The 18293-nt window shown below is 39.0% G+C and carries 12 protein-coding genes and 2 pseudogenes; 1 reads left to right on the top strand and 13 read right to left on the bottom strand.

Going from position 1 to position 18293, the window contains the following annotated elements; translation table 11 throughout:
* The 5 genes from AC1DDX_RS16105 to AC1DDX_RS16085 form a co-directional block, all read right to left on the bottom strand.
* The coding region (locus tag AC1DDX_RS16105) for a RagB/SusD family nutrient uptake outer membrane protein (protein ID WP_477622263.1) at nt 1–1850 on the bottom strand (1850 nt) is incomplete at its 3' end.
* Between the two features lie 24 nt (nt 1851–1874).
* Nucleotides 1875–5384: a SusC/RagA family TonB-linked outer membrane protein gene (locus AC1DDX_RS16100; protein ID WP_216854361.1), complete on the bottom strand. Its 3510-nt coding sequence runs from the start codon at nt 5382–5384 to the stop codon at nt 1875–1877.
* Between the two features lie 103 nt (nt 5385–5487).
* The gene (locus AC1DDX_RS16095) at nt 5488–5925 is read right to left on the bottom strand and encodes a FecR domain-containing protein (RefSeq protein WP_477622262.1); all 438 of its coding nucleotides are present in this window, start codon (nt 5923–5925) and stop codon (nt 5488–5490) included.
* A complete protein-coding gene (locus AC1DDX_RS16090) occupies nt 5922–6353 on the bottom strand; it encodes a hypothetical protein (RefSeq protein WP_477622261.1) in 432 nt (143 codons plus the stop codon). Before AC1DDX_RS16090 ends, AC1DDX_RS16095 begins: the two co-directional genes overlap by 4 nt.
* A gap of 96 nt (nt 6354–6449) precedes the next feature.
* Nucleotides 6450–7016 (bottom strand): RNA polymerase sigma factor, encoded by a 567-nt coding sequence (locus tag AC1DDX_RS16085; RefSeq protein WP_172660517.1) that lies wholly within the window; start codon nt 7014–7016, stop codon nt 6450–6452.
* A 396-nt stretch (nt 7017–7412) separates the two neighbouring features.
* Here AC1DDX_RS16085 and AC1DDX_RS16080 point away from each other — a divergent pair, with 396 nt between their 5' ends.
* Nucleotides 7413–8789 carry an aspartate kinase gene (locus AC1DDX_RS16080; protein WP_172660518.1) on the top strand — a complete coding sequence of 459 codons (1377 nt, stop codon included), beginning with the start codon at nt 7413–7415 and terminating at the stop codon, nt 8787–8789.
* A 9-nt stretch (nt 8790–8798) separates the two neighbouring features.
* Here AC1DDX_RS16080 and AC1DDX_RS16075 read toward each other — a convergent pair whose 3' ends face one another.
* The 8 genes and pseudogenes from AC1DDX_RS16075 to AC1DDX_RS16040 form a co-directional block, all read right to left on the bottom strand.
* Nucleotides 8799–10556, bottom strand: a complete 1758-nt coding sequence (locus AC1DDX_RS16075) for an ATP-binding protein (RefSeq protein WP_172660519.1) — start codon at nt 10554–10556, stop codon at nt 8799–8801.
* Between the two features lie 25 nt (nt 10557–10581).
* On the bottom strand, nt 10582–11712 hold the full coding sequence (locus AC1DDX_RS16070; protein WP_172660520.1) for a sensor protein KdpD: 1131 nt from the start codon (nt 11710–11712) through the stop codon (nt 10582–10584).
* 225 nt (nt 11713–11937) lie between these two features.
* The gene (locus AC1DDX_RS16065; protein ID WP_477611738.1) at nt 11938–13008 is read right to left on the bottom strand and encodes a porin; all 1071 of its coding nucleotides are present in this window, start codon (nt 13006–13008) and stop codon (nt 11938–11940) included.
* A gap of 168 nt (nt 13009–13176) precedes the next feature.
* The gene (locus AC1DDX_RS16060) at nt 13177–13743 is read right to left on the bottom strand and encodes a K(+)-transporting ATPase subunit C (protein WP_172660522.1); all 567 of its coding nucleotides are present in this window, start codon (nt 13741–13743) and stop codon (nt 13177–13179) included.
* Between the two features lie 12 nt (nt 13744–13755).
* Nucleotides 13756–15725 (bottom strand): annotated as a pseudogene (gene kdpB / locus AC1DDX_RS16055) (potassium-transporting ATPase subunit KdpB).
* Between the two features lie 6 nt (nt 15726–15731).
* On the bottom strand, nt 15732–17450 hold the full coding sequence (gene kdpA / locus AC1DDX_RS16050; RefSeq protein ID WP_172660524.1) for a potassium-transporting ATPase subunit KdpA: 1719 nt from the start codon (nt 17448–17450) through the stop codon (nt 15732–15734).
* 9 nt (nt 17451–17459) lie between these two features.
* A complete protein-coding gene (locus tag AC1DDX_RS16045) occupies nt 17460–17537 on the bottom strand; it encodes a potassium-transporting ATPase subunit F (RefSeq protein ID WP_084498241.1) in 78 nt (25 codons plus the stop codon).
* Nucleotides 17538–17825: 288 nt separating this feature from the next.
* Nucleotides 17826–18293, bottom strand: a pseudogene (locus AC1DDX_RS16040) (hypothetical protein); the annotation flags it as partial.

Genomic DNA, 18293 nt, shown 5'->3' with positions numbered 1-18293 from the left:
CTATTTCTGTTGATCTCATCACGGCTAAATGGTCTGAAATAAATTTTATCTTCCCATTTGCGATTTTCCTGTGCGGTCTCTACAGTTGGTGTGTATGTATAATCATAAACTGAAGTATCATAATGATAAGGCTCAGACATAGTTTTACCTGCTTTAAAAGTACCGGACACTTTAATGTAAGTCGCTTTCCTACCCAAGGTTGCAGGTGCTATCATCCATCTGCGCGTATCATGATAACGTTGTTCTTCATATACCATTTCAATTCTGCGCTCATGGCGATAAATTTCGGTTAAAACTTCCTTCGAACTACCTGCAATTGCAGGCATTCCTGAACGGAAACGAATACGATTTAACCACAATACAGCCGGAGCGAAATCGCCTAGCTCTATACTGGCTTCAATATAATTCATTACCGCCTCAGTATATCTGAAGAATGGCCATGGCACAAATTGAGGCATAGAAGCATCTACAATATTCGGATCCGGATCTATAAATTTATGTGTATAATAGCCAGTCCAGCTTCCGTTCCAGTTTTCAATGGAGCTACCTCTTGTATCGAGCCCTTTAAAACGGATCTTTTTCCCGTCCTCCATAAGGTCATATTCACCGGTTTGTATCTGGTTAGCAGGATCTACTGATCCTGAAACTTTATCTCTTGGTTTCCAGCCAGCACCATCATATAAAACAGTTGCGTAGAAACGTGGATCACGATTTTGATAAGGAGCAGATTGCTGCGCAGTATTTGTCCAGCTAAATTTTGTTCCATCAATCATCTCATAATCATCAACAAGCAAGCCTATTGGGGTGTTACCAGCCCAGTTATGATAACCATTTGGTCCATTTGCTCTTCCATAGCGCAAGTCACTGCGATCTATAAAGTATCTGGCAAAAATTAACTCAGAAGCAGCAGCGATATCTATGCCCGGCGCTTTACTACCACCACCCATAGCTATACTTTTATAGTTATTACGTCCTTCAGCAACAGATACTTTTGCATCCAGGTTCAACTTATACCCTGTTCCGGCATCCATTACAGCTTTTGCTGCATCTTGTGCTGCTTTCCAGCGTGCATTGCGATCACCAGTTAGATATCCTAAAAATTCTGGGTTAGCATAACTTGAAATCACTGTAGATTTTGATTTTGCCGTAGGAACATCATGCAGATCACTTGCGGCATATAACAAAACTCGTGATTTCAACGCTAAAGCAGCCAAAGAATTAGTTTGCCCCTTTACCATTGTTTGATCTTTTAATAGATTAAAAGACTCCTCACAATCTTTAACAATGAAGTTTACACACTCTTCATAAGTGGCTCTTTTTACTTTATAATCATCATTAAGTCCATAGCTTTTTGTAATAAGCGGCACAGCACCGTAGTATCGCAACAACTGCTGATAAAAATAAGCTCTTAAAAAATAAGCCTGTCCCAACAACTTCGATTTTACAGCTTCGTCAGTAATTGCATTATCGGTACCTGTTAACTTTTCTACCGTGATATTACAAGCACGGATGCGATTATACATCTGATCGTAACCCCAGGTTACATGAACCCACCCTAATGTTGTTGGATTAATGGTACTTGCATTAACGAGATCGATTCCCCTGTTTGGATGCGTAAAAAGTGACTCGTCGGAAACTGACGACAACATTTGCTCATCAAATCCCCCCACATTTAATCCATTGTATATCTCGGTAACAAAAGCTTGTGCCAATGCAGGATCCTTCCATACCAAATCAGCATTAATTGCCGTCGGCGGATCTACTGCAAGAAAATCCTTTTTACAACCTGATCCGAACAGCGTTATAAGAGCGATGGAAAATATGTATGTATTTCTATTTATAGGTTTCATATAAAATATTTTAATTCTTTGAACTTAAAAAGTGGCTTTAATTCCTGTATTGATAACCCTTGCCTGTGGATAATATTGGGCACTAGAGTTTGTTGATTCAGGATCCCAAATTTTAATTTTATCCAGAGTTACAAGGTTTAGCCCATTTACATATACCCTAAGCGCTGTTAATCCGATTCGTTTTACCAATTCCGGAGCAAACGTATAGCCCAGTTCAACATTTTTTAACCTTATATAGTTGTTGCTACGCATCCAATAGGTATTACGTGCTGCATTATTAAAATCCGTATAATAGGTTTTACCACGGTTAGATAACCTAGGGAATTCACTACTCGGATTTTCGATGCTCCAACGGTTTTTGTATGACCATTCAAGGAAGTTACCTATGTCACCAGATTCTGTTAATCCTACAATCTGCAGACCTCCTGAAGCTCCCTGAATTAATGCCGAAAGGTCAAAACCTTTATAAGCCAGATTCAAATTAAAACCACCTGTAAAAGTAGGTGTGTTTGTTTTGTCCATTCTAATCTGATCATCGCCATTGATTTTACCATCGCCATTGATGTCTTTAAACTTCATATCACCTGGCAATAGATTACCGGTAAAGGCGCTATAATCGATTTTGTTGGCATTAATTTCGGTCTGATCTCTAAAAACTCCATCATATTGGTACACAAGTTCTGTTCCTGTAGGCATTCCAGTTGATCGCTGCCACTCTGGTGCGCCTGGTGTTTCATCCCAGAATATGATCTTGTTTTTAGAATATCCTCCGTTAACACTTACTCCGTAATTAAGTTCACCTACATTGTCGTTATAGCTCAACTTAAATTCAAAACCTTTATTGTTTACTTTTCCAAGATTCACAGGAGGTAATTTATCGGTAATACCCGAGCTGCCAGGTATAGAGTTACCTCTTGCAATAAGAATTTTTGTACGCTTGTTATAAAAGGCGTCAAACTCAAAGCTTAATTTATTATCCAAGAACGATGCATCCAAACCTACGTTGGAATTGTTTGCTACTTCCCATCCGAAATCCAAATTAGGAACTCGGTTTTCAACTAATGTTTGGCTTAACTGATCATTGATCACATAACTTCCAAAGCCCATTGTACTCAGGTATTGATATTCGGCCAGTGCATCCCCAAAGTATGCCTCTGCACCCATCTGACCCCATGAAGCTCTGATTTTCAAATTATTAACAAATCTGACGTTATCTTTAAAGAAAGGCTCTTCAGATACCCTCCAACCCAGTGAAAAGCCAGGGAAGAAACCAAAGCGCTTATCTTCAGGGAAGATGTACGAACCGTCAGCTCTCCACAAGAATTCAGCAAGATATTTTTCTTTATAGTTATAACCTACCCTTCCAAAATAACTCAAACGAGCTCTTTTGTATAAGTTGTTAGGGTCACCTGGATTACTGATCGACTGCTCTTTATCGCTACCTGCTAACAGTTCCTGCAAAGCAGTAGAAATGAAATATCTTCTGAAAGCTGAAAATCCATCATTATCAACCTTTTCTCTGGTTACACCAGCCATTAAACCAATAGTATGATCTCCTATTTTTTTATCATAATTGATCATTCCCATTAAATTTGTTGCCAATTGCGCTCCAGCGGTTTCAGTTAAACTAGGATCTGTACGTTCAGAACGCACCGAACCTGTCAGTACAGGTGTTACACCATCGGCTTCAAAAGATTTTTTGTCCCAATAATAAAGCGTCCATGGCGTCTGCCATCTTTTTTGCCTGCCTGCAAACTTATCTATAGAGGCAGTTCCTGTTACTTTTAACCCATCAACCCATGGAATTCTGATTTCTACTTTACCAGTAGTTTGTAAGTAATCCCTGCGATCCCTGTTATAACCTGTAAGATCTGTAGTTGTCACATATGGGTTATATCCATATTCAATATCAGGTCCTGGTAAACCATTTGGCCAAACCTCTATTTCTGTTGGTTTTCCGCGCATCAGCATCCTGAATACATCAGAGGCACTTACAGTAGGGAAATTACGAACTTCCTCTCTACCAGTAACACCTAATGTAGCAGTTACATATTTGTTGATGTTCGCTTCGAGGTTAATCCTCAGATCGTACTGCTGATATCCTGTTGCAGATTTTTTGTAATAACCATCCTGATCTAAATATCCCAAAGACACAAGATATTTGATGTTATCTCCTCCTCCATTAATTTGTAAGTTGTGTTTTTGTTGTGGAGACCAGTTTTTAAGTGTGGTATTAAACCAATCTGTATTAGGGTATCTTAACGGGTCTGAACCATCACGTAGCTTCTGCATCTCATCGGGACGATAAGCTGCGCTGATTGTACTATTGTTATCAGTTCGTTTGTACGACCCTGTTTCCTTAAACGCCTGCCACGCAGCACTCCATTGGTCCTGAGGCAAGTCGGCACCGAATATGTTTAATTCATTCAATATTTCAGCATACTGGGATGAATTTGACATTTTAGGCGTTCTGGTCGGTTGCTGCAAGCCATAACCATAATCATAAGATAATTGTGGTTTTCCTGATTTACCTTGTTTAGTGGTTATAAGGATAACACCATTTGCCGCCCTGGAACCATAAATTGCAGCAGAAGCATCTTTTAGTACTGATACACTTTCTACATCATTTGGATTTAAGCGTTCTAGACCGCCTGCCCTGTTAGGCACCCCATCGATAACGATTAAGGCATTGTTATTTCCTAAGGAATTAACTCCACGGATGCGGATAGTTGATCCATCATAACCCGGCTCACCACTTGCTTGAACAGCTGTTACACCCGGCAAACGACCAGCCAGTGAGTTAGAAAGGTTTACCGTTGGTGTTTTTGCCAGCTCGGCTCCTTTAACTGAAGTTACAGCTCCGGAAACGACAGCTTTTTTCTGTGTTCCATAACCAACAACCACAATTTCAGATAGTGCCTGTGCACTTTCGACCAGCTTCACATTAATTGTTTCTTGCTTATTAACCGGAATTTCTTGCGTCTGATATCCCATATAAGAGAACACCAATGTGCCATTGTCCGGCACCCTGATGCTGTATTTACCTGTTGCATCAGTAGTTGAACCAGCCGTACCTTCTTTTAATTTAACACTTACCCCGGGGATGCCAGTTCCATTGGCATCTGTAACCAGACCTTTCACCAAAATGTCAGCCGCCGATGCATTTCTTAGTCTTATCACTACCAGGTTATCTTCCAATTCCTGGAACTCCAGATTAGTGTTTTTCAAAAGTAGCATCAGGGCATCAGAAACAAATATCTGACTCTTTACCAATGTAACATCTTTACTACCAGAAAGGTCGTCCTCGCTATATAGAAAGCGTATATTCCCTTTCTTCTCAAGCACATTAAGCGCTTCTTTTAATTTGACTCTATGCAGCTCTAAATCAACCTTTGTACCTTGGGAGAAGGTGGAAGCTGATACCTGCAAACATAAGACAAACGATGAAACAAAGATCCAGTTTAGCATCATTATTAGTTTTTTGTTGGGAAAGTTGGCACATAGAACTTTATTGCACAGTTCTTTTTTTTTCATAGATTTGTGAATTTCAAAGTTAAAAATCTGTAATAGTAGCATTTAGCTACTCATGAAGGTTTAGGGGGAGAGAAATGTTAGCCGCATTTAGCTCCCTTTTTTGTTAGTAAATGATCACGTCATGTTCTTTAAGTTTAAAGTTAAATGGTTTGATTAATTGCATTGCTTTCAGGGTTTCTTCGATTGTTTCATTTTTAAATACACCTGTAAAGCGATAAGATTTTGCTTGCTCGGTTTCAAAGTTGATTTGCACATTGAACCAGCGTTCCAGCTTTGGTTTCAGATCTTCTAATGATTCATTCTGAAAAACAAGCTGGCTATCACGCCACGAAGTTTCTTCGATATATTCGTTGTTACCAATTCGCACCGGCACCACGTGTTGTATCGTTAACGTTATGTCCTTTGGCACATCTGGCGAGGGACTAGACTTAACATGAATAACTTTTTTATCTTCAACCAATGCAAATTTTTCTGACGGACTTAAAAGGATCTTTTGTTCCGATCTGTCGTTTACAGAAAGCTCAATAGACCCGCGGATCAAGGTAGCCTCTGACTTTTTATATCCGGAAGCTTAATTTTTTTTCGGATCCCTTTCCCTGCAACAATTTGAGTATCCGGGGAAAATTTATCGGACCTATTGTAGTAAAGTAGAGCAGCAGAAACAATAACAAGTAATATTGCAGCAATGCCAATTAGATTTTTATATTTTTTGAAGCCGGTTATTTTTTGTGTTTCCTCTTTATGTCCAAACTCATCACGGAATTTAAGCCTATGCAACAGGTACGCCTGATCTACGTCTGGCAGATCGGTTTGTCCTTCTGAACTTAACCAGAGTTGTTCTAGAAATTCTTCATAATAAACGGAATCAGGATATCCTGTTATGAGGTCATTCAGCTCTTCCAATTCGCTTTTCGTGGCTTCACCAGCTAATTTACGAGCTAACAGTTCTATAATTCTGTTTTTATACATACAGATAATCCGGGTAAGTTTATATTGGTTTGTATGTATAGGACAAACCTTTTTGGAAAACTCCCTAGTCTTTCATGAAAAAAAATAAAAGTTTTTTTACATGAGGTTAAATTCTGCTTTTAAAACAGTGCTCATTTTTTTAATTGCCGTTACCAGATGCGCATCTACTGTTTTAGGAGAAATATTTAAAATGGATGCCGTTTCCTTATAACTTAAACCGTCTTCTTTTATTAATTTAAATACCAGCTTGCACTGAGAAGGCAGTTTTTCGGTGGCAACCTCGAGCTTTCTCTTCAATTCATCATTAATCAATATCTGCTCCGGATTCAGGTTGTCAAGAATAATTTCGAATTCAATATCATCTAGAGAGACCCACTCCTGCTTTGAATGTTTATTAAGCACATTTAAGGATAAATTACGGGCAATTACAAAAGCATAAACTTTGATATTTCTCACCTCCGATAATTTTTCTCTATTCCGCCAAATGGTAATCATAACATCACTGGCCACTTCTTCTGCAAGTTCTCTTGACTTTAATAAACAAAAGCAAAAGCGATATAAAGAAGGAAACAAAGATTTGAAAAGCTTCTCGTATGCGTTCTCATTATTATACAAAGCAATATGACTTATCAGACTGTTTAGGTCGGGTAAATGTTTAGGCATAGGGTCTATATTTGATTAATTCAAATGTATGAATTAAACCATACCATCCAAATCCTAAAACAATTCTCTTGAAATTTAACTGAATATAAGTACATATTCCTTACTTCTAAGCCCTTTAACCCAAAACATGTTAAAATGAAAAAACCTCACCCATTTTGAAAAACGCTTATTTAATCTGGATTTTAGTTAAAAAAATTAAAAACAGCTAACACAATGTGTAACTGACCTTTAGCATCAATCTCATCTTTTAGGCCACGAATTTGCATCTCTATTCACATCTTAGGTTCTCTATGCAAGGTCTAATCCCATTCGGATTTTGGCTTAGAATGGATTAGTCCTAACGTAGAATAGAAAAAATCCTTTAATTTTAAACCGAAACTGAAAGTAAAATCATACATGTTAACAGTAGAAAAAATTGGGGGGACTTCGATGAGTGCCCTTGCAGATGTTATTAATAACATCGTTTTATTTGAAAGAAGCGGTGAGGCATTATACAACAGAGTTTTTGTAGTCTCTGCATTTTCCGGTGTGACCGACCTGTTGTTGGAGAACAAAAAAACAGGAAAGCCAGGTGTTTATCATCGCATTGCTAAATATCAGGATTTTCACAGGCCGTTAATGAGTCTGATCGTTCAGTTAAAATCCATCAACAAAAAGTATAAGAGTATAGGCCTTGATTTAACTCTGGCCGATCAGTTCATAGAAAATCATATTACAGAGGCACAAAAATATCTTGAAAATCTAGCAAATATCCTGGCCTCAGGTTATGTGAGCAAAGCAGGTATTTTACAGGCGGCACGTGAGATACTAGCCTCAATTGGAGAAAGCCACTCTGCTTTTAACTTTACTAATATCTTAAAGAACATGGGTATTAATGCTATTCTTATAGATTTGAGTGGTTTTAATGACCATAGGGCATTTACTATTGACCAGCGGATAAAGCATGCCTTTAAAAATATCGACTTCGAAAACACAGTGTGTATAGTTACAGGATATGCTAAAGGAACCGAAGGTATTATGCGTGAATTTGACCGGGGATATTCTGAAGTAACTTTTAGCAAAATTGCTGAATTCTTAAAACCTCAGGAAGCAATTATTCATAAAGAATATCATCTATCAACAGCAGATCCGGCGTTAGTGGGGATAGAAAATTGTACCCCGGTTGGTTACACCAATTATGACATTGCCGATCAGCTGGCAGATGTAGGCATGGAGGCAATCCATCCCAAGGCTTCAAAACCTCTGGAAATCAACGGGATTCATCTACGAATAAAAAACACTTTTGAACCTGCCCACCCTGGCACATTGATCACCAGGAATTTTATTTGTGAGCATAAACGGGTGGAAGTAATTACAGGAACAGACAAATTGCTATTGATTGATGTTTATGATCCATTAATGGTAGGTAGTGTGGGTAGCGATCTGCACATCATGCAAATTTTCTATAAACACCACATTAGTTATACCTTTAAGGCAACCAGTGCCAACAGCATATCTATTGCAATTTGGGAACGAGATTTTGTTAAAAAACTAATTAGTGATCTGGAAGATGACTTTGAAAAGGTAACTATTGAAGAAGTTGCTATGGTATGCCTCTTAGGATCTAACATAGACCAACCGGGTTTGTTGGCAAAAAGTGCCTACGCTCTAACCGAAAAAGGGATAAACATTAAGAGCGCAGGCTTTGCATTAAGAAAAGTAAATATTCAGTTTTTAGTTGCACGCGAACACTTTAAAACTGCCATCATTGCACTTAACTCTGCAATGAATTAATAACGCATTTTATACTGCTATTGGTAGCTGAAAGCAAAATCTGCTTCCTTCTCCAATAGCACTTTCCACCCAAATCTTTCCGCTTTCTGCCTCTATGAAGTCTTTGGATATTGCCAATCCTAATCCAGACCCTGATTTATTATTTCCGTCGGTAGGAACCTGAAAATAACGGTCAAACAACCTTTTCTGATACTGCTCATCAATTCCTTTTCCAAAATCCCTCACAGAAAATTCTATGTTTCCATCCTTTTCAATTATCTGAATAATCACTTTAGATTTTTCTGAGCTGTACCTCAAAGCATTAGATAAAAAATTAACCAGCACCCATGCGGTCTTTTCAGTATCCACAAATACTTTAGCCAAATTATTTTTGCTGATCAATTCCAATTCTATCGACTTCTGCTCTGCCTGAAACCTTACAGCATCCATAGCATAAATAGCGATCTTACGTGGGTCAGATTTCACAAAATTTAATTGCAGGTTACCTGTTTCTACCTGAGCAAGATCAAGTAGCTCCGTTGTAATCTTTAATAAACGTCCGCAATCCTCCTTAATATGCTGAACAAGTTCCTTCTGCTCGGCATTCATTGTACCAACGCGCTCATCATCCATTAATTTTAAACTCATTTTAATAGATGATATCGGCGTTTTTAATTCATGAGATACAGTAGCAATAAAATTTGTCTTTGCTTCGTCTAATTCCTTATACTGTGTTATGTTTTTTAGTATATATACTTCACCAGCAGTTCTTCTGGTCTCAGTAATTATCTGTTCGTCCTGATCTTCATAGGCTACCGGAACTGTGATCTCCCTACGCTCCAACTGGAAGTAAGACTCTTTATTATCAGCATAGATCTTCATTGGTTTGTCTACACTATTGATTTGCAATATTCTATTTAAAAGATCATTTCTTTTCATTAGCTCTAAAGCATTTAATCCGATAATATCTTTTTCGCTCAGGTTTAACAACTGTCCGGCTACTTTATTCAAAAATAAGATCTCTTTTTTCTCGTTCAGACCAATAATTGCATCCTGCATTTGTTCAATAATGGCTTCTATCCTTAGCTTTTCGGATTGAAGTTTGGCCAGATTACTGTTTTCCCATTTGTTGAGCTGAGCAGCCATAGCATTAAACTCTGTTGCGAGCTCCGAAAACTCATCAGTTCCATTGAATTCCAAACGCTGTTTATAATTTTTCCGACTGATTTCTTTAATCGCTTCAGAGAATTCCTTTAGGGGATTGGCTACAAAGCCCGGGAAATTTACAACAAAAGAAAACAAGATTAGAAAGCACATTGAAGCCGCAAAGATCAGATAAGTTGCTGCCTTTTCGACGCCCCTTTGGGCAGCAGCATTTTTTCTGACAATAGCATTCATATTCACCTCATCAATGATCCTCAACTGCAATCGGGCATTATTTAATGCCAACTGCTTGGCTGATATATTTTTTGCCGGGTCTACAATAATCTTATAGGCTTCAGCAAGTCTAAGTACAGACTCATGCTCTCCTTTTTCAGTAATGTTATTTCTTTCTTTTGCCAAATGGATTCCAAACTGTTCAGCCTCTTTCTGCGAAAGTGGTATTACGCTTTCATCAAGTATCTTTCGCATCTCGCCAGAAAAATTTAAGCTCTCGTAGTTGTCCTTTAAGATTACCTTGGAGCTTACAGAAATTTTGTTCATATAGTAGAGCGAGATCGCTCCGAAGAATATCACGACCACGAATAAGAACCCGAATCCGAGGCGTAGTTTAGTTTTTATCTTCATGGTTTATAATATTAAATTTTTAACGTCATGATAATATAACAAGATCAGTTTCGGTAGCAGAAATACTTCGCAAAAGTTGGTTAAAAACAGCAGTTCTCATAATGATCTGAAATAAATTTAAGTGTGGCTTTCCTATACATATTGTGGTAATTTCTTTTTCTTCAGCAACCTTCAATATAGCGCTGGTGATATGATTGCTTTTAACTTTTATAACCTCTGCACCTAGCTCGGTTGCCATTTTAAAGTTGTTAATCAGATGTCGCTGCACGTCTAATTTAATCCGATCTCCACTTTCATTATCGTTTTGTACATATAGCACTATCCATGGTGAACGGTAATAGGAAGCAAGTCTTGCGGTTTTTCTGATTACTATTTTAGCTGTTGTATTATTAGTAGATATACAAGCTAAAAAACGCTCAGGCCGAAGCTTGATCTGCTTAGGAATTTCGATATTGATTTTCCTTTCCAGGTGATGGGCAACTTCTTTTAAAGCAAGTTCACGAAGTTGGAGTATACGCTCTGGTTGAAAAAAATTTCCGAGGGCCCGTTCGATCTTACTTTTATCATAAATTTTCCCGGCTTTTAACCGCTCTATCAACTCATCTGCGGTTAGGTCTATGTTAACGATCTCGTCCGCTGTTTCTAAAATCTTATCTGGTATTCTCTCTGTGATAGGGATCCCGGTAATGGTTTCAATATCCTCATTCATACTTTCAAGATGTTGAATATTTACAGCAGAGATCACGCTAATTCCCGCTTCAAGAATATCAGCAACATCCTGCCAGCGCTTAACGTTTTTACTCCCTTCAACATTTGTGTGCGCTAATTCATCAACAATAACAACCTCTGGGTGTGTATTAATAATTGCGTTTACATCCATCTCCTCCAGCTCTTTACCCTTATAAAAGAGTTTTCTTCGGGGAATAATCGGGATACCGTCTAATAATGCATGTGTTTCAGCTCTGTTATGGGTTTCTATATAGCCAATCCGAATATCAATACCATTCTTTAATAAAGCATGGGCTTCCTGCAACATTCTGTACGTTTTCCCCACGCCCGCACTCATGCCAATATATACCTTAAATTTCCCTCTTCTGGACTTCTTTACCAGATCAAGAAATTTCCTTACCGAGTCTGCTTTATTATCTTCTTCCATGGCTCAATAAAATTACCATTTAATAATGATGTAATTATTAGTCATCAAATACCATAATCCACCAATAATCAACCCAATACCAAAACACAGAATCAGTTTACCAAAGGGATTACTCACAAAACCCCGAAATGTCCATTTTTTCATAGTAAATATTTGATTTTAACAATTACGGAATCCGCCTGGTTTTAGGTGAATTCCGTAATTCTAAACTATATTAATCTAAGTCTAAAAAGCAACAGCAATACTTGCTGTAACTGCAGCATTGTTGTCTACAGCATTTAAATTACGCACAAATATTTTGTCTTTACTGCTATACATTTTACCTTCCAATCTAATTACTGCATTACTCACAGGCGCGTAATCCACATTAAGGGAATATCCGGTTGTTTTAAAGCCATTAGGTGTTCCGGTAGCAATAAAAACACCATTCTTATCCTGGTAATATTCTCCTCTTGCGGCAACCGCCCAGTTGCTGTTGATCTTGTATTGTGCAATGGCAACAGGCGAAAGAACTTCATTTTTGTCGCTGCTTCCTTTTGTTTTCTGCTGTGTTCCGTAATCAAAGCCAAGAGTCAATCCAAACTGATCAGTTACCTGGAATATTCCATAAACATTATGATAGAACCGTGTTACCCTTATAGAGTCAGCACCTTCTGTTTCCAGGTAATTACTATAGTTGACAGTAATTTTATCTGTTGGTTTCCATGTTAACTGTACACCACCGGCCGGCTGGCTGTTTCCGCTCTGACGGGTAATTCTTTGCCATCCGTTCAAATAAAATGCGGCAGCAGTAAACTTTCCATCACTAGTACCATAGGTAATTTTTGCACCCGATTCATAATAAGGTGTATTTTCTGATGAGATGTTTCTTGTTAATACCCAGCAATCTTTAGAAACGGCACTTTCAAAACCAATATGTGAAGAGAAAATTCCGGCATCCAACCATAAATTAGCTGTTTTGGAAAGTTTAACCCCAGCATTTGCTTCATAGATGTTTTTTAACACCCCAGGCTCTGCCGCTAGATTTGCATTGGCATAACTTCCCGCCATTACAGCTACATTTGCCCTGATGGTTCCATTATCGTAATTCCCTTTGATGAAACCCAAATTTAAGTTCATTTCGTTATGACGGTTATGAGAATAGATAAATCCAGGTCTGTTGTTATCCGTCGGTTTATTAAAATCGTAACCGAAATAAGTTTCCAGGTAACCACTCACTTTGATTTTTGATGTTTCCTGGCCGTATGCTAAAGATCCCGTAGTTAATGCTGTTGCTAATATTAAAAGTTTTTTCATTTATAGTTTTGTTTTTTCTAGATATGGTCATCTCTGATGGCCACGTTATTGTATTATTTGTTGTTTTTGGATTAAAATTTAGGCCATACTTCCCCTGCCGCTGCCTGATCCGGGGTTTGGCAAACGCATTATGGATCAGGCAGGAGTTTCAGAGCGAGAGTCGTAAGATTATTTTTTTAACTCATCCAGGGCAAGGTTAAGCTTAAGTACATTTACGGATGACGGGCCAAACAGTCCTAACAATGGCCCCTGAGTATTTTTAACTACCAGTTCAGCTACTGTCTTTTCATTTATTTTACGATAAGCAGCAATTCTTTTGATCTGGATAATGGCACCCTGTTCGGAAATGTTTGGATCTAAACCACTACCTGAAGCAGTGACCATATCGGCTGGAATATCAGCCTTTTTCAAAGATGGGTTGTATTTTAGCAAAGTGTCGATTCTGCTCGAAACCTCTTTTAGGTAATCAGGATTTGAAGGCCCCTTATTGGAGCCGGCCGAGCCTGCAGCATTATAACCAACCGCAGAAGGTCTTCCCCAGAAATACTCCGGTTTGGTAAACGATTGGCCAATTGCGGCATAACCAACAACTTTACCATTTTTGCTGATCTTTTCGCCGCCACCATTTCCTTTTGAGAAGCCACCGGCAAAAGCAACAATCAATGGATAAATAACGCACAGTAATACCATAAGTACTAGTGTTAAGCGTAAGGATTGTATGATATATTTTTTCATGATTTCTATTTTTTAAACAAATAAGCCTACAACAATATCAATAAGTTTGATGCCTATAAAAGGGGCTATCACACCGCCAAGTCCATAGATCAGTAGATTTCTACGCAACAACGCACTGGCACCGATTGGTTTATATTCAACACCTTTTAAGGCCAGAGGGATCAGGATAGGGATAATGATTGCATTGAAAATTACAGCAGATAAAATCGCACTCTCAGGACTATGCAATCCCATAATATTTAAACTCTGTAATGCAGGAATCGAAGCAATAAACAATGCCGGTACAATCGCAAAGTACTTCGCTACGTCATTGGCAATAGAGAAGGTAGTAAGTGTTCCGCGGGTGATCAGCAATTGTTTACCGATTTCCACAATCTCTATGAGCTTGGTCGGATCATTATCCAGATCCACCATGTTACCTGCTTCTTTGGCTGCCTGCGTACCACTGTTCATAGCCACACCTACGTCTGCTTGTGCAAGTGCAGGGGCATCATTGGTACCGTCACCCATCATGGCTACAAGTTTACCCAAGGCTTGTTCTTCTTTGATGTAATTCATTTTATCCTCAGGTTTAGCCTCAGCAATAAAATCATCCACACCGGCTTTCTCTGCAATGAATTTTGCGGTAAGGGGGTTGTCTCCGGTAACCATTACCGTTTTTACACCCATTTTACGCAGGCGCTCAAAACGCTCACTAATGCCGGGTTTAATGATATCCTGTAATTCAATTACTCCAAGTGCTTTTTCATTCTCAGAAACAACAAGCGGTGTTCCCCCATTATTGGCAATTATTTTCACCTGCTCCTCAATGTCTATTGGAAAAGGATTTCCAGCCGTTAAAACAATGTTACGGATAGAATCAAATGCGCCTTTACGGATTCTTTTTCCATCCGGAGTATCCAAACCACTTGACCTGGTTTCAGCAGTAAATTTGATGAATTTAGATCCTTCAGGTGCAGTAAGTAATTTATGATCTTGCAATACCGCAAGCTCTATAATAGATTTACCTTCGGGGGTTTCATCAGCTAGAGAACTTAACATACAGGCATCAACGAATTGCTTCTTATCCATCCCCGAAGTAGGGTAGAAATTGGTGGCCTTACGGTTACCAATAGTAATGGTACCTGTTTTGTCCAGTAATAAAACGTCAATATCGCCTGCTGTTTCCACAGCTTTACCTGATTTGGTAATTACGTTGGCACGCAGCGCCCTGTCCATCCCGGCTATACCAATTGCAGACAGCAGTCCGCCGATAGTGGTCGGAATCAAGCAAACAAACAAGGAGATCAATGCAGCAATAGTAATCGGAGTATTTGCATAATCAGCAAATGGCTTTAAGGTAACGCAAACAATAATAAACACCAAGGTAAAACTGGCGAGCAATATGGTCAATGCAATCTCATTGGGTGTTTTTTGTCTTGATGCACCTTCAACAAGGGCAATCATTTTATCCAGAAAACTTTCACCCGGCTGGGTATTTACCTGAACTTTGATATGGTCTGAAAGCACTTTTGTACCCCCGGTAACAGAAGATTTATCGCCTCCCGACTCACGGATTACCGGAGCCGACTCACCGGTAATGGCGGATTCATCAATGGTAGCAATACCTTCAATAATCTCTCCATCGGTTGGAATGGTATCTCCCGACTCGCAGAAAAATATGTCTCCTTTTTTTAATTGGTTCGAAGAACGGATCTCGATCTTTCCATTTGCCAGAACAACCTTAGCTGGTGTTTCTTCACGTGTTTTCCTTAAACTATCCGCTTGTGCTTTTCCTCTGGCCTCGGCAATGGCTTCAGCAAAATTTGCAAAAAGAACAGTAAGCAGTAATCAGTTACGTAAGCCATGATTACGGTACCGATTTCTACGGTAAACATAACCGGATTACGAACCATTACTCTGGGGTCAAGTTTGATGAAGGACTGCTTAAGTGCAGTTTGCACTAAAGCGGGTTCAAATAATTTATTAGATGAGTGTTTCATTATAATCTATTTAAGCATGGTAAAGTATTCTGCCAATGGGCCTAAAGCCAGAGCAGGGAAATAAGAAAGCGCATTCAGTACAATGATCACTGCAAAAGTCATCAGACTGAAAGTCAAAGTATCTGTTTTCAAGGTACCAGCAGACTCCGGGATGTATTTTTTAGAACCTAGTAAACCTGCAATGGCAACAGGGCCTATAATCGGTAGGAAACGACCAAGGAATAGAACGAAGCCACTGGCTACGTTCCAGAAAACATTATTGTCACCCAGACCTTCAAAACCAGAACCGTTATTGGCATTGGATGAGGTCATTTCGTACAACATCTCCGAGAAACCGTGGAAGCCGGGATTGTTTAACCAGTTCTTAGGTTGTACTGCCCATCCAGCTTCCCCGTGATTCGTAAATACATAACTGGCAATTGCCGTTCCTGCCAAGATCAGAAAAGGACTCAGTAAGGTGATCAATGCTGCAATCTTAACCTCTCTGGCTTCTACCTTATGCCCAAGGAATTCCGGTGTTCTTCCCACCATCAATCCGGAAATAAATACAGCAATGATCAGGTAAATAAAATAATTCAATACACCAACACCGCAACCTCCATAAAAAGAGTTGATCATCATACCCAGTAATTGCCATGCGCCTGTTAGTGGCATGGTACTGTCATGCATCCCGTTAACGGAACCGGTAGAGATAATGGTGGTTACTGTGCTCCAATAGCCGGTTATGGCTGGGCCAAAACGAACTTCCTTGCCTTCCATAGCCCCGGTAGCCTGCGAAATGCCCATTTTTGCAATGGCAGGATTTCCTCCAAGCTCGGAACTTACAGTAGGGATCAGCAGGAGTAGCATACCAATCGTCATGACCCCAAAGATCATCCAGGCAAGTCTCCTACGTCTGATGAAAATGCCAAATGCGATGACCATTGCAATAGGAATAATTACCTGTGCAACCAATTCAACGGTATTGGTGATGTAATTCGGATTTTCCAAAGGGTGGGTAGAGTTTGCACCAAACCATCCACCACCATTAGTACCCAAGTGCTTAATGGCAATAAAAGCAGCTGCAGGGCCTCTTGAAACATTTACTGTATCTCCCTGAACAGAAATAAACTGATCTTTAGCTTCATAGCTTGTTGGAGAACCGTTAAAGGCAAGAATAATTGCCATTACCAATGATAACGGAAGTAATAACCTGGTAATAGATTTCACAAAGAATTCCCAGAAGTTACCAAGTTTAGTGCTTGTTTTATCCCTGAAAGCTTTAAAGAAAACTACAGCAGCAGCAAGGCCTGTAGCCGCACTAACAAACTGGAGAAACATCAGTACAAAATGCTGGGTAAGATAAGTTACACCCGATTCTCCTGAATAGTGCTGCAGGTTACAGTTTACCACGAAACTGATGATTGTATTAAAAGAAAGATCGGGTGTCATTCCTGGGTTTCCGTCAGGATTCAACGGAAGCTTGTCCTGATACATCAGAACAAAAAATCCATAAACAAGCCATACAAGATTGATGGTTAACAGCGCCTTCATGTGCTGCTTCCAATTCATCTCTTCTTTGGGGTTAATACCAGAAAGCTTATAGATTGCGGATTCAATAGGTTTTAAAAAGTCTGTCCAAACTTTTTCTCCGGCAAATACCTTTGCCAGGTACTTGCCTAGCGGAATAGCGATGACCAGTGTAAGCAGGTAGGTCGCAACAATTCCAAGTAATTCTGTGTTCATAATGTACAATTAAAATTTTTCAGGTTTAATCAACACGTAAATCATATAGATAAATACGGCGATTGCGATAATAAATAATGCAGTCATAATTTTAGATTTTTTCGAACCAGTCGATTGATTTGTAAACTACCCAGCAGAGGATCAGCAGGGCTAAAAAAAGCAGGATTGTAAGCATGATATTTTTATTTTGTGAGAAGCATAAGCCAATTCATATACCACACTTAGATATAAACACATAAAATCCTGATTTACAGATACATAAAACACAAAAATATTTTAACATCTTATTATTGAACAGAAAAACCCTTCCATTATGGAAGGGTTTTTATCAAAATGAAAAAGTCTGTTTTGTATCAATTAGAATGGCACTTTTCATCATGCGGAGGTGTATAATTGCTGATCCAGACTAGAATCATTAACAAGATATGGGAAAATAGATTCTAAAAGATTGATATAAATGGTGATCCCATCACTTATTTCTGCAAGATAAATGTATTCATCAGCTGAATGAGAGCGGGCAGAATCTCCAGGGCCTATTTTAACAGATGGCATTTCAAGCCAGCCCTGATCGGAGCTGGTTGGGGAGATGTATGTTTTTCTGCCAATGGCAATACCAGTTCTGACAAGGGGGTGCAAAAGATCAATTGCTGATGGTGTGAGTACGTTAGGACGAAGCGTGGTATCACAAAAGGTATGATTTTTAATTGTATTGAGTATTTCCTTTTCTGTATAACTATGATCAAATCTGATATCAATGGTAAAGCTGCATTCGCCCGGAACAATGTGTATAACTATGATCAAATCTGATATCAATGGTAAAGCTGCATTCGCCCGGAACAATGT

This window comes from Pedobacter sp. 10L46_2 (genome assembly GCF_056395165.1).
Note: the sequence above shows the minus strand (reverse complement) of the source record. Positions and strands in the feature narration are given on the sequence as shown.